Origin of the sequence: Pseudomonas sp. AE27, from assembly GCF_037113495.1 — a bacterium.
In the GTDB taxonomy this organism is placed as follows: Bacteria; Pseudomonadota; Gammaproteobacteria; order Pseudomonadales; family Pseudomonadaceae; genus Aquipseudomonas; species Aquipseudomonas palmensis.
This window is the reverse complement of the sequence record NZ_CP146966.1, coordinates 3137825-3150463: the sequence shown is the minus strand read 5'-3', so window position 1 is coordinate 3150463 and position 12639 is coordinate 3137825. Positions and strand designations below refer to the sequence as shown.

Genomic DNA, 12639 nt, shown 5'->3' with positions numbered 1-12639 from the left:
ACAAGGCCCGAGGCGCAACTACCGTCAGTGTGCTCTATCAGCCGTTGGAGCACCCGTTACCCATGACGCGGTATTCGAGAATGTGCTTCTGGCCTTGGGAGTCCTCGTAGGTCATGCGGGCCGGAACCACTTCGCAGACGTTCGGGACTTCGGTCATGGAAATGACTTTGGCGATGTCCAGATGTTGCGAGTAACTGTATTGTTCAACCGGAATCTGCTCGGCGGAAACATCTGCAACTTCAGCCGCCATGGCCGATGCGCAAAAACTACCGAGTGCCAATACCAGTAAAGCTTTCATCTTCAAGTTACCTGTCTAAGGTCGTAAGGGGTCACGCTGCGCTTGTGGCGCGGCGTGTGCAGCAAGTTGAAACTTTCAGGGTTATCGCGGGATTAACATGCCTTCGTGGGGGCTGTTACCAGTTAATTCGCGTTGCCGTTGCTGGCGAGGTGAATTCTAGGAGTGTGGCGGGCCCCGAAACAGAGCCCGTTTTGATAAACACTGTTGGCGGAAACTGTAACAATCAGTTGAAATTTCACCCCGGGATTTATTTTTCTATCTGTTGCCGCGCTGGAACGCCCGTGCCAGAGCGGTCGACGCGCAGTGTTGGTCCAAATGCAGGTCCCGTTACTACCAACGTCGAATGGCCCTTGGCGCTCTGGTACAGTTAAAACGAGGTCATACAAAAACAACTATTACACCGAGGTAACAAAGATGAGTGCGGCTCCCCTGTATCCCGTGCGTCCCGAGGTTGCGGCCAACACGCTGACCGACGAGGCGACCTACAAGGCCATGTACCAGCAGTCGGTGATCAACCCTGACGGCTTCTGGCGCGAGCAAGCTCAGCGCCTCGAGTGGATCAAGCCCTTCACCAAGGTCAAGCAGACCTCGTTCGACGACCACCATGTCGACATCAAGTGGTTTGCCGACGGCACTCTGAACGTTTCCTACAACTGCCTGGACCGTCACCTGGCCGAGCGTGGCGATCAGCTCGCGATCATCTGGGAAGGCGACGACCCTTCCGAGCACCGCAACATCACCTATCGCGAACTGCACGAGCAGGTCTGCAAGTTCGCCAACGCCCTGCGTGGCCAGGACGTGCACCGCGGCGACGTGGTGACCATCTACATGCCGATGATTCCCGAAGCCGTGGTCGCCATGCTGGCGTGCGCGCGTATCGGCGCGATCCACTCGGTGGTGTTCGGCGGCTTCTCGCCCGAGGCGCTGGCCGGGCGCATCATCGACTGCAAGTCCAAGGTCGTGATCACCGCCGACGAAGGGCTGCGTGGCGGGCGTCGTACCGCACTCAAGGCCAACGTTGACCTGGCGCTGACCAACCCGGAAACCGCCAGCGTGCAGAAGATCATCGTGTGCAAGCGCACCGGTGGCGACATTGCCTGGCACCAGCACCGCGACATCTGGTACGAAGACCTGATGAAAGTGGCTTCTGCCCATTGCGCGCCGAAAGAGATGGGCGCCGAAGAAGCGCTGTTCATCCTCTATACCTCCGGCTCCACCGGCAAGCCCAAGGGCGTGCTGCACACCACTGGCGGCTACCTGGTGTACGCCTCGCTGACCCATGAGCGCGTGTTCGACTATCGCCCTGGTGACGTGTACTGGTGCACCGCCGACGTGGGCTGGGTAACCGGTCACAGCTACATCGTCTATGGCCCGCTGGCCAACGGCGCCACCACCCTGCTGTTCGAAGGCGTGCCGAACTACCCGGACATCACCCGTGTGGCGAAGATCGTCGACAAGCACAAGGTCAACATCCTCTACACCGCGCCCACCGCCATTCGCGCGATGATGGCCGAAGGTCAGGCGGCCATGAAGGATGCCGACGGTTCGAGCCTGCGCCTGCTGGGCTCGGTGGGCGAGCCGATCAACCCTGAAGCCTGGAACTGGTACCACACCACTGTGGGCAAGGAGCGTTGCCCGATCGTCGACACCTGGTGGCAGACCGAGACCGGCGGCATCCTGATCAGCCCGCTGCCGGGCGCCACTGCGCTCAAGCCGGGCTCGGCCACCCGTCCGTTCTTCGGCGTGGTGCCGGCGCTGGTGGACAACCTGGGCAACCTGATCGACGGCGCCGCCGAGGGCAACCTGGTGATCCTCGATTCGTGGCCGGGCCAGTCGCGTTCGCTGTACGGCGATCACGACCGTTTCGTCGACACCTACTTCAAGACCTTCCGCGGCATGTACTTCACCGGTGACGGCGCGCGCCGCGACGAAGACGGATACTACTGGATCACCGGCCGGGTCGACGACGTACTCAACGTCTCGGGCCACCGCATGGGGACCGCCGAGATCGAGAGCGCCATGGTTGCGCACCCGAAGGTCGCCGAGGCGGCGGTCGTCGGTGTGCCGCATGATCTGAAGGGGCAGGGCATCTATGTCTACGTCACGCTCAACGGTGGCGAGGAGCCGAGCGAAGCATTGCGTCTGGAGCTGAAGAACTGGGTGCGCAAGGAGATCGGGCCGATCGCCTCGCCAGACGTGATCCAGTGGGCGCCAGGGCTGCCTAAAACCCGCTCGGGCAAGATCATGCGCCGTATCCTGCGCAAGATCGCCACGGCCGAGTACGACGGCTTGGGCGATATCTCGACGCTGGCCGACCCGGGTGTGGTGCAGCACCTGATCGACACGCACAAGTCGATGAACCTGGCGTCGGCCTGAGTCATCGCCGGCAGGCCGGCCCTTGTAGGGATCGGCCTGCCGGCGATAGGGCCGGTTGGCTGTCAGCACAAAGCCCCGCACTGCGGGGCTTTTTCATGCCTGTTACGCCGACTTTCATCGGTAACCTTTTCTGTCACCGGTTTCGCACGCAAACGGGGCATTGGGAAACGCCGCCGCCCGATCCGGGCGCATCCACCACGCCAATTTTGCATGGCTGCCACGCTGCACTTGCCGGATTACAAGGCTTTGCCAATAATGGGCGCGGTTATTGCTTGATTGATAGGTTATTTGTCTCTCGCTTTTGCATATTCCGCGAAAGCTGTCAATATCTCCGGCCCTGACTTCCGGCGCTTCTGTAACTAGTTGTCGCATTGAAGAAATATCGGGTTCGGAGCTGTCGCTAAAATGCCAATCACTCGCTCGTGATGCCTCGACCCTGTTTCGTCGAGCCCTGCGCAGCTCGCGTTGTACCCATTCGCAACGTCGACGGCCAATCGGCCTGTCACGTATTGCCCTTTACCGATGGAGTTCCCAGATGAAGAAACTCGCACTGCTTGGCGCCCTGGCGCTGTCCGTGTTTTCCCTGGCATCGCTGGCTGATGAAAAACCACTGAAGATCGGCATCGAGGCCGCCTACCCACCGTTCGCTTCCAAGGCGCCGGACGGCAGCATCGTGGGCTTCGACTACGACATCGGCAACGCGCTGTGTGCAGAGATGAAGGTCAAGTGCGTTTGGGTCGAGCAGGAGTTCGACGGCCTGATCCCGGCGCTCAAGGTGCGCAAGATCGACGCCATCCTGTCGTCCATGTCGATCACCGATGATCGCAAGAAGTCCGTGGACTTCACCAAGCGCTACTACCTCACGCCGGCCCGCCTGGTGATGAAGGACGGTACCACCGTCAGCGACAGCCTGGACGAACTCAAGGGCAAGAAGATCGGCGTTCAGCGTGGCTCGATCCACGACCGTTTCGCCAAGGAAGTGCTGGCCCCCAAAGGCGCCACCATCGTTCCCTACGGCACCCAGAACGAAATCTACCTGGACGTTGCCGCCGGTCGTCTGGATGGCACCGTGGCCGATGCGACCCTGCTCGAAGACGGCTTCCTCAAGACCGACGCCGGCAAGGGCTATGCATTCGTAGGCCCGTCCTTCACCGACGCCAAGTACTTCGGTGACGGTATCGGTATCGCCGTGCGCAAGGGCGACGCCCTGAAGGACAAGATCAACACCGCCATCGACGGCATCCGTGCCAATGGCGAGTACAAGAAGATCCAGGACAAGTACTTCAACTTCGACATCTACGGCCCTGACGCGCAGTAATCCGTCGACGTTTCACCTGTTCAATGGTGCAAGCAGCAGAAGCGCTGAGGTTTGCACCATTTTTTCATCCCTAAGGTCGAGGACCTCAACATGTTGAAAGGCTACGGGGCAGTCATCCTCGATGGAGCATGGCTGACGCTACAGCTCGCCTTGTCGTCCATGGCCCTGGCCATCGTACTGGGCCTGATCGGCGTGGCGCTGCGGCTGTCGCCGGTGCGCTGGCTGGCCTGGCTCGGCGACCTGTACGCCACGGTGATCCGCGGGATCCCCGACCTGGTGCTGATCCTGCTGATCTTCTACGGCGGTCAGGACCTGCTCAACCGCGTCGCACCCTTGCTCGGTTTCGACGATTACATCGACCTCAATCCGCTGATGGCGGGTATCGGTACCCTGGGCTTCATCTTTGGTGCATACCTGTCCGAAACCTTCCGCGGCGCTTTCATGGCCATCCCCAAGGGGCAGGCCGAAGCCGGCATGGCCTATGGCATGAGCGGCCTGCAGATCTTCTTCCGGGTGCTGGTGCCGCAGATGATTCGCCTGGCGATCCCTGGCTTCACCAACAACTGGCTGGTACTGACCAAGGCCACCGCACTGATTTCGGTGGTGGGCCTGCAAGACATGATGTTCAAGGCCAAGCAGGCGGCGGACGCGACCCGCGAGCCGTTCACGTTCTTCCTGGCGGTCGCGGCGTTGTACCTGGTGATCACCAGCGTCTCGTTGCTGGCCCTGCGTTACCTCGAGAAACGCTACTCGGTTGGCGTAAAGGCGGCTGATCTATGATTTTCGATTACAACGTCATCTGGGAAGCCATGCCGCTGTACCTGAGCGGCATGCTGACCACGCTCAAGCTGCTGGCGCTGTCGTTGCTGTTCGGCCTGCTGGTGGCAGTGCCGCTGGGCCTGATGCGGGTGTCCAAGCAGCCGCTGGTGAACATGAGCGCCTGGCTCTACACCTACGTGATTCGTGGCACGCCGATGCTGGTGCAGCTGTTTCTGATCTATTACGGGCTGGCCCAGTTCGAGGCGGTGCGCGAGAGCTTCCTGTGGCCGTGGCTGTCCAGTGCGACCTTCTGTGCGTGCCTGGCCTTTGCCATCAATACCAGTGCCTACACCGCCGAGATCATCGCCGGCAGCCTCAAGGCCACGCCCCACGGCGAGATCGAAGCGGCCAAGGCGATGGGCATGTCGCGGGTCAAGATGTACCGCCGCATCCTGCTGCCCTCGGCCCTGCGCCGGGCGCTGCCGCAGTACAGCAATGAAGTGATCATGATGCTGCAGACCACCAGCCTGGCGTCGATCGTGACCCTGATCGACATCACCGGTGCGGCGCGCACGGTCAATGCCCAGTACTACCTGCCGTTCGAGGCGTACATCACCGCCGGTGTGTTCTACCTGTGCCTGACCTTCATTCTGGTGCGCCTGTTCAAGCTGGCTGAACGCCGCTGGCTCGGCTACCTGGCGCCGCGCAAGGGCTGAGCCCGGCGGCAACTTTTTCGCCCCGGGCGCAGGCCCGGGACTGACGCTTTGTGAGAACCGACAGCATGTACAAACTCGAAGTCCAAGACCTGCACAAACGCTATGGCAGTCACGAAGTGCTCAAGGGTGTGTCCCTGGCGGCCAAGGCGGGCGATGTGATCAGCATCATCGGCTCCAGCGGCTCGGGCAAGAGCACCTTCCTGCGCTGCATCAACCTGCTCGAGCAGCCGCATGCCGGCAAGATCCTGCTCAACAACGAAGAGTTGAAGCTGGTGGCGAACAAGGACGGCGCGCTGAAGGCGGCCGACCCCAAGCAGTTGCAGCGCATGCGCTCGCGTCTGTCGATGGTGTTCCAGCACTTCAACCTGTGGTCGCACATGACTGCGCTGGAGAACATCATCGAGGCACCGGTGCACGTGCTGGGCATGAGCCGCAAGGACGCGCTGGAAAAGGCCGAGCACTACCTGGCCAAGGTCGGTGTGTCCCATCGCAAGGATGCCTACCCGGGCCATATGTCCGGTGGTGAGCAGCAGCGTGTGGCGATTGCCCGTGCACTGGCGATGGAGCCTGAAGTGATGCTGTTCGACGAGCCGACCTCGGCGCTGGACCCGGAGCTGGTGGGCGATGTGCTCAAGGTGATGCAGGCGCTGGCCCAGGAAGGCCGCACCATGGTGGTGGTGACCCACGAGATGGGCTTCGCCCGCGAGGTGTCCAACCAGCTGGTGTTCCTGCACAAGGGTGTGGTCGAAGAGAGCGGCAACCCGCGTGAAGTGCTGGTCAACCCGCAGTCCGAGCGGTTGCAGCAGTTCCTGTCCGGCAGCCTGAAATAATCGACCGTGCTACAGTTCGAGGCTGCCGCTTTGCACCAGAATAGGGCATGCTGCGCCTCGATCGAGGCTTTTCTCCCAGACTCCTCTCAGGTTTCGGACCTTACCCAATGACCACCCAGCGAATCGGTTTTCTCCTCTGGCCCAGCACCAAGGCCTTGACCCTGGCGCTGGCCGAAGAGGTCTTGCGGGTGGCCCAGAAGGTGCACCCCGAAGTGGTCTACGAGTTGCTGTTCCTGCAGGCCGAACCTGCGCCGGAGGGCGCCTGGCGCTTGCCTGGCGAAGCCTGGGTGGGGCGGCTGGAAGGTTGCCAGAAGCTGTTTCTGCTGGCCGATGAGCCGCCGCAGGCGGTAGGCGCGGCGCTGGGCAGCGCGCTCAAGCAACTGGTGCGCTCGGGGTGCGTGGTGGGCGGTCTTTCGGCAGGTGTGTATCCGCTGGCCCAGCTGGGCCTGCTGGATGGTTATCGCGCCGCGGTGCACTGGCGCTGGCAGGATGACTTCGCCGAGCGCTTCCCCAAGGTCATCGCCACCAGCCACCTGTTCGACTGGGATCGCGATCGGCTGACCGCCTGTGGTGGCATGTCGGTACTGGACCTGCTGCTGGCCGTGCTGGCCCGTGACCATGGCGCCGAGCTTGCCGGTGCGGTTTCCGAAGAGCTGGTGGTCGAGCGCATTCGCGAGGGGGGCGAGCGTCAGCGCATCCCGCTGCAGAATCGCCTGGGCTCCAGCCATCCGAAGCTGACCCAGGCGGTGCTGCTGATGGAGGCCAATATCGAAGAGCCGTTGACCACCGACGAGATTGCCCAGCATGTGTGCGTATCGCGCCGGCAGCTGGAGCGGATCTTCAAGCAGTACCTCAATCGGGTGCCCAGCCAGTATTACCTGGAGCTGCGCTTGAACAAGGCGCGCCAGATGCTGATGCAGACCAGCAAGTCGATCATCCAGATCGGCCTGTCGTGCGGGTTCTCGTCGGGGCCGCATTTTTCCAGCGCGTACCGCAACTTCTTTGGCGCAACGCCACGCGAAGACCGCAACCAGCGCCGCAGCAACAGCCCGTTCGAGTTGTCGTCGGCGCCTGCCGAGCGCGGCTGATTCGGTAGCGCAGCGCGACCTTCGGCGGCAAACCAGCGCCCGCAGCGTCGAAGGGGGCTGCACCGGCCCGAGGGCGCTGGCTTGCCAGCGAAGAAGCCCCCGCAAATCCGTGCGTGACACAATCTCCCCGCCAGCACCGCGCACCGTTTAAACTGCGCCTTTGCGACCCTATTTGTCGCATTGCCGAAAGCCTTGGCAAAACAGGGTTTGGCGCTATAAGAAGTTGTCGCTTGGCGGCAAGGCCGGGCGTTCATCAGTCCTTACAATCCCCCCATCGCTCGCCAGTTCCAGGCAGGCGTTCCTCTTCAGGAGACTCCGATGTCCGTTGAGCAAGCTCCGGTGCAACGCGCCGATTTCGACCAGGTAATGGTCCCCAACTATGCGCCGGCCGCTTTCATCCCCGTGCGTGGCCAGGGCTCCCGTGTATGGGACCAGGCGGGGCGCGAGCTGATCGATTTCGCTGGCGGCATCGCCGTAAACGTCCTGGGGCACGCCCACCCGGCGCTGGTCGGTGCGCTGACCGAGCAGGCCAACAAGCTGTGGCACGTGTCCAACGTGTTCACCAACGAGCCAGCCCTGCGTCTGGCCCACAAGCTGGTCGACGCCACCTTTGCCGAGCGTGCGTTCTTCTGCAACTCCGGCGCCGAGGCCAACGAGGCCGCCTTCAAGCTGGCCCGTCGTGTCGCCCACGACCGCTTCGGCCCTGAAAAGCACGAGATCATCGCTACCGTGAACAGCTTCCACGGTCGCACCCTGTTCACCGTGAGCGTCGGTGGCCAGCCCAAGTACTCCGACGGCTTCGGCCCTAAGATCACCGGCATCAGCCATGTGCCGTACAACGACCTCGAAGCGCTCAAGGCGCAGATCAGCGACAAGACCTGCGCGGTGGTGATCGAGCCGATCCAGGGCGAGAGCGGCGTGGTGCCGGCCGACAAGGCCTATCTGCAAGGCGCGCGCGAGCTGTGCGACAAGCACAACGCGCTGCTGATCTTCGACGAAGTGCAGACCGGCGTCGGCCGTACCGGTGAGCTGTTCGCCTACATGCACTACGGCGTGACCCCCGACATCCTGACCAGCGCCAAGAGCCTGGGCGGCGGCTTCCCGATTGCCGCGATGCTGACCACCGAAGCGCTGGCCAAGCACCTGGCCGTGGGCACCCACGGCACCACCTATGGCGGCAACCCGTTGGGCTGCGCCGTGGCCTCTGCGGTGCTGGATGTGGTCAATACCCCTGAAGTGCTGGCGGGCGTCAAGGCCAAGCACGAGCGCTTCAAGGCGCGCCTGGAGAAGATCGGCCAGCAGTACGGCCTGTTCACCCAGGTCCGCGGCCTGGGCCTGCTGATCGGTTGCGTGTTGTCCGATGCCTGGAAGGGCAAGGCCAAGGACGTGTTCAACGCTGCCGAGAAAGAAGGCCTGATGGTTTTGCAGGCCGGCCCGGATGTGGTGCGTTTCGCCCCCAGCCTGGTGGTGGAAGATGCCGACATCGATGAAGGCCTTGACCGCTTCGAACGCGCTGCCGCTGCACTGACCAAGGCCTGATACCGGCCTGCGGTCCTTCGCTGGCCCCGGTGGCCAGCGAACCGATTCTGGTGGCCCGTGCCCGTGGCACGTGCCGCTTCTTCTGCGCCGGCAGCTGTCGGCCCGATTTTCCCTAAAGGAGTGACACCATGCTGGTGATGCGCCCCGCGCAAATGGCTGACCTGGGTGAAGTGCAGCGTCTGGCCGCGGACAGTCCCATCGGTGTCACGTCCCTGCCGGATGATGCCGGTCGCCTGGGCGACAAGATCGCTGCGTCCGAAACCTCCTTTGCCGCCGAAGTCAGCTTCAATGGCGAGGAGAGCTACTTCTTCGTGCTCGAAGACAGCGAGACCGGCAAGCTGGTCGGCTGTTCGGCCATCGTGGCCTCGGCCGGCTATTCCGAGCCGTTCTACAGTTTTCGCAACGAGACCTTCGTGCACGCCTCGCGCGAGCTGAAGATCCACAACAAGATCCATGTGCTGTCGCAGTGTCACGACCTGACCGGCAACAGCCTGCTGACCAGCTTCTACGTGCTGCCCGAACTGGTGGGCACCGGCTGGGCCGAGCTCAATTCCCGCGGCCGGCTGCTGTTCATGGCAGCGCACCCGGAGCGGTTTGCCGATTCGGTGGTGACCGAGATCGTCGGCTACAGCGACGAGCACGGCGACTCGCCGTTCTGGGATGCCATCGGGCGCAACTTCTTCGACCTCAACTACGCTGCCGCCGAGCGCCTGTGCGGGCTCAAGAGCCGTACCTTCCTTGCCGAGCTGATGCCGCATTACCCCATCTATGTGCCCCTGCTGCCGGATGCCGCGCAGGAGGCCATGGGCCAGGTGCACCCGCGCGCGCAGATCACCTTCGACATCCTGATGCGCGAAGGCTTCGAGACCGATCACTACATCGATATCTTCGACGGTGGGCCGACCCTGCATGCGCGGGTGTCCGGCATCCGCTCCATCGCCCAGAGCCGGCTGGTGCCGGTCAAGCTGCAGGAGCAGGCCGTCAAGGGTGGGCGCCCGTACCTGGTATCCAACGGCCAGTTGCAGGATTACCGCGCCGTGATGCTGGAGCTGGACTGGGCCCCTGGCAAGCCGGTGCAGCTGGACCTGGCCGCCGCCGAGGCGCTGGGAGTGGGTGAGGGCGCCAGCGTGCGCCTGGTCGCGGTCTGATTGCCTGGCTACCCCAGGTCGAGTTTCGCAGGGGCCAGCAGGCACCTGCCCGAGGAGATAGCATGATTGTTCGTCCCGTACGCAGCAGCGACCTACCGGCGCTGATCGAGCTGGCGCGCAGCACCGGCACCACCGGCCTGACCACTCTGCCGGCCAACGAAGAGCGCCTGGCCCACCGGGTGGGCTGGGCCGAGAAGACCTTCCGCGGCGAAGCCGAGCGTGGCGATGCCGACTACCTGTTCGTGCTCGAGAACGACGAAGGCGAAGTGGTGGGCATTTCGGCCATCGCCGGTGCCGTTGGGCTGCGTGAACCCTGGTACAACTACCGGGTGGGCCTGACCGTCAGCGCGTCCCAGGAACTGGACATCTACCGCGAGATCCCCACGCTGTTTCTGGCCAACGACCTGACCGGCAACTCCGAGTTGTGCTCCCTGTTTCTGCGCAGCGACTACCGCAGTGGCCTCAATGGTCGTCTGCTGGCCAAGGCTCGCCTGCTGTTCATTGCCGAATTCAGCGAACTGTTCGGCAACAAGATCATTGCCGAAATGCGCGGCATGTCCGACGAGCAGGGCCGTTCGCCCTTCTGGGAGAGCCTGGGCCGACACTTCTTCAAGATGGAGTTCAGCCAGGCCGACTACCTGACCGGGGTCGGCAACAAGGCGTTCATCGCCGAGCTGATGCCCAAGTTCCCGCTGTACACCTGCTTTCTGTCCGAGGCGGCGCGCAATGTGATCGGGCGCGTGCACACCGATACCGAACCGGCGCTGGCCATGCTGCAGAGCGAAGGCTTCAGCTATCAGGGCTACGTCGACATCTTCGACGCGGGCCCGGCGGTCGAGTGCCAGACCGGCAAGATTCGCGCGGTGCACGACAGCCAGGCCCTGGTGCTGGCGATCGGCACGCCGGGCGACGATGCCACCCCTTTCATCATTCACAACCGCAAGCGCGAGGACTGCCGTATCACTGCAGCGCCCGCGCGCTTGGCTGCGGGCACCCTGGTGGTCGACCCGCTGACGGCCAAGCGCCTGCGCCTGAGCGCCGGTGACCAGGTACGTGCGGTGCCACTGTCCGCAGCACGGGAGGCCAAATAATGACCACGCACTACATTGCCGGTACATGGCAGGCCGGCCAGGGCGAGGCCCTGCAGTCGCTGAACCCGGTCAGCCAACAGGTGATCTGGCAGGGCCAGGGCGCCGACGCGGGGCAGGTCGAGGCCGCGGTACAGGCTGCGCGTCAAGCCTTTGCTGGCTGGGCTCGCCAGCCGCTGGAGGCGCGTATCAGCGTGCTCGAAGCCTTTGCCGCGAGCCTCAAGGCCCACGCCGATGAACTGGCCCGCTGCATCGGCGAAGAAACCGGCAAGCCGCTGTGGGAGGCCACCACCGAAGTGACCAGCATGGTCAACAAGGTGGCCATTTCGGTGCAGAGCTACCGCGAACGTACCGGCGAGAAGAGTGGCCCGCTGGCTGACGCCACGGCGGTACTGCGGCACAAGCCCCACGGTGTGGTGGCGGTGTTCGGCCCGTACAACTTCCCGGGCCACCTGCCCAACGGGCATATCGTGCCGGCGCTGCTGGCCGGTAACAGCGTGGTGTTCAAGCCCAGCGAGCTCACGCCGAAAGTGGCCGAGCTGACGCTCAGGTGCTGGATCGAGGCCGGGCTGCCGGCTGGCGTGCTCAACCTGGTGCAGGGGGCGCGGGAAACCGGGGTGGCCCTGGCGGCCAACCCCGGCATCGACGGCCTGTTCTTCACCGGCTCCAGCCGCACCGGCAACCTGCTGCACCAGCAGTTTTCGGGGCGCCCCGACAAGATCCTGGCCCTGGAGATGGGGGGCAACAACCCCCTGGTGGTCGATCAGGTGCAGGACCTGGACGCTGCGGTATACACCATCATCCAGTCGGCCTTCATTTCCGCCGGCCAGCGCTGCACCTGTGCACGCCGCCTGCTGGTACCCCAAGGCGAATGGGGCGACACCCTGCTGGCGCGGCTGGTGGCCGTAAGCCGGAACATTTCGGTGGGCGCGTTCGATCAGCAGCCGGCGCCGTTCATGGGCTCGGTGATCTCCCTGGGGGCAGCCCGCGCGCTGCTCGATGCCCAGGCCCAGTTGCTGGCCAGCGGCGCACAGTCGCTGCTGCCGATGACCCAGCCACAGGCCGATGCGGCGTTGCTGACCCCGGGCATCATCGACGTGACCTCGGTGGCCGAGCGCCCGGACGAGGAGTTCTTCGGGCCGCTGCTGCAGGTTATCCGCTACAGCGATTTCGATGCCGCGATCCGCGAAGCCAACAACACCCAGTACGGCCTGGCCGCAGGGCTGTTGTCCGATTCCGAGGCGCGCTACCAGCAGTTCTGGCTGGAAAGCCGCGCCGGTATCGTCAACTGGAACAAGCAACTGACCGGTGCCGCCAGCAGCGCACCGTTCGGTGGTGTCGGGGCCAGTGGCAACCATCGGGCGAGCGCCTATTACGCGGCCGACTACTGCGCCTACCCGGTGGCGTCGCTGGAGGCATCCAGCCTTGTGCTGCCCGCCACGCTGACGCCCGGCGTCACCCTATAACAACAGCTTCACG

11 protein-coding genes are annotated in these 12639 nt (G+C 63.6%); 10 read left to right on the top strand and 1 reads right to left on the bottom strand.

Going from position 1 to position 12639, the window contains the following annotated elements; genetic code table 11:
- Positions 1-37: 37 nt before the first annotated feature.
- On the bottom strand, positions 38-298 hold the full coding sequence (locus V9K84_RS14355; RefSeq protein WP_043860281.1) for a DUF2790 domain-containing protein: 261 nt from the start codon (positions 296-298) through the stop codon (positions 38-40).
- A 414-nt stretch (positions 299-712) separates the two neighbouring features.
- Between V9K84_RS14355 and acs the strand changes: the two genes are divergently transcribed.
- From acs to astD, 10 genes are all read left to right on the top strand, one after another.
- A complete protein-coding gene (gene acs / locus V9K84_RS14350) occupies positions 713-2674 on the top strand; it encodes an acetate--CoA ligase (protein WP_043860282.1) in 1962 nt (653 codons plus the stop codon).
- 535 nt (positions 2675-3209) lie between these two features.
- Positions 3210-3992 carry an ABC transporter substrate-binding protein gene (locus tag V9K84_RS14345; protein WP_043860283.1) on the top strand — a complete coding sequence of 261 codons (783 nt, stop codon included), beginning with the start codon at positions 3210-3212 and terminating at the stop codon, positions 3990-3992.
- Positions 3993-4082: 90 nt separating this feature from the next.
- A complete protein-coding gene (locus V9K84_RS14340) occupies positions 4083-4772 on the top strand; it encodes an ABC transporter permease (RefSeq protein WP_054916585.1) in 690 nt (229 codons plus the stop codon).
- Positions 4769-5467 (top strand): ABC transporter permease, encoded by a 699-nt coding sequence (locus V9K84_RS14335; RefSeq protein WP_054916584.1) that lies wholly within the window; start codon positions 4769-4771, stop codon positions 5465-5467. Before V9K84_RS14340 ends, V9K84_RS14335 begins: the two co-directional genes overlap by 4 nt.
- A gap of 65 nt (positions 5468-5532) precedes the next feature.
- Entirely contained in the window at positions 5533-6297 is a 765-nt protein-coding gene (locus V9K84_RS14330) for an ATP-binding cassette domain-containing protein (RefSeq protein WP_043860285.1), read from the top strand.
- A gap of 107 nt (positions 6298-6404) precedes the next feature.
- Positions 6405-7385, top strand: coding sequence for a transcriptional regulator ArgR (gene argR / locus V9K84_RS14325; RefSeq protein ID WP_043860286.1), 981 nt, complete (start codon positions 6405-6407; stop codon positions 7383-7385).
- Between the two features lie 318 nt (positions 7386-7703).
- Positions 7704-8924 (top strand): aspartate aminotransferase family protein, encoded by a 1221-nt coding sequence (locus V9K84_RS14320; protein ID WP_043860287.1) that lies wholly within the window; start codon positions 7704-7706, stop codon positions 8922-8924.
- Between the two features lie 128 nt (positions 8925-9052).
- Positions 9053-10072: an arginine/ornithine succinyltransferase subunit alpha gene (gene aruF / locus V9K84_RS14315; protein WP_043860288.1), complete on the top strand. Its 1020-nt coding sequence runs from the start codon at positions 9053-9055 to the stop codon at positions 10070-10072.
- A gap of 62 nt (positions 10073-10134) precedes the next feature.
- A complete protein-coding gene (gene astA / locus V9K84_RS14310; protein ID WP_088514526.1) occupies positions 10135-11163 on the top strand; it encodes an arginine N-succinyltransferase in 1029 nt (342 codons plus the stop codon).
- The gene (astD, locus tag V9K84_RS14305; RefSeq protein WP_173925083.1) at positions 11160-12626 is read left to right on the top strand and encodes a succinylglutamate-semialdehyde dehydrogenase; all 1467 of its coding nucleotides are present in this window, start codon (positions 11160-11162) and stop codon (positions 12624-12626) included. Before astA ends, astD begins: the two co-directional genes overlap by 4 nt.
- The last annotated feature ends 13 nt before the right edge of the window (positions 12627-12639 follow it).

Bases quoted from the DNA above. Each gene is read 5' to 3' on its own strand.
- V9K84_RS14335 (WP_054916584.1), top strand. From the start codon at position 4,769: ATGATTTTCGATTACAACGTCATCTGGGAAGCCATGCCGCTGTACCTG.
- V9K84_RS14330 (WP_043860285.1), top strand. From the start codon at position 5,533: ATGTACAAACTCGAAGTCCAAGACCTGCACAAACGCTATGGCAGTCAC.
- astA (WP_088514526.1), top strand. From the start codon at position 10,135: ATGATTGTTCGTCCCGTACGCAGCAGCGACCTACCGGCGCTGATCGAG.
- aruF (WP_043860288.1), top strand. From the start codon at position 9,053: ATGCTGGTGATGCGCCCCGCGCAAATGGCTGACCTGGGTGAAGTGCAG.
- V9K84_RS14320 (WP_043860287.1), top strand. From the start codon at position 7,704: ATGTCCGTTGAGCAAGCTCCGGTGCAACGCGCCGATTTCGACCAGGTA.
- V9K84_RS14355 (WP_043860281.1), bottom strand. From the start codon at position 298: ATGAAAGCTTTACTGGTATTGGCACTCGGTAGTTTTTGCGCATCGGCC.
- acs (WP_043860282.1), top strand. From the start codon at position 713: ATGAGTGCGGCTCCCCTGTATCCCGTGCGTCCCGAGGTTGCGGCCAAC.
- V9K84_RS14345 (WP_043860283.1), top strand. From the start codon at position 3,210: ATGAAGAAACTCGCACTGCTTGGCGCCCTGGCGCTGTCCGTGTTTTCC.
- V9K84_RS14340 (WP_054916585.1), top strand. From the start codon at position 4,083: ATGTTGAAAGGCTACGGGGCAGTCATCCTCGATGGAGCATGGCTGACG.
- argR (WP_043860286.1), top strand. From the start codon at position 6,405: ATGACCACCCAGCGAATCGGTTTTCTCCTCTGGCCCAGCACCAAGGCC.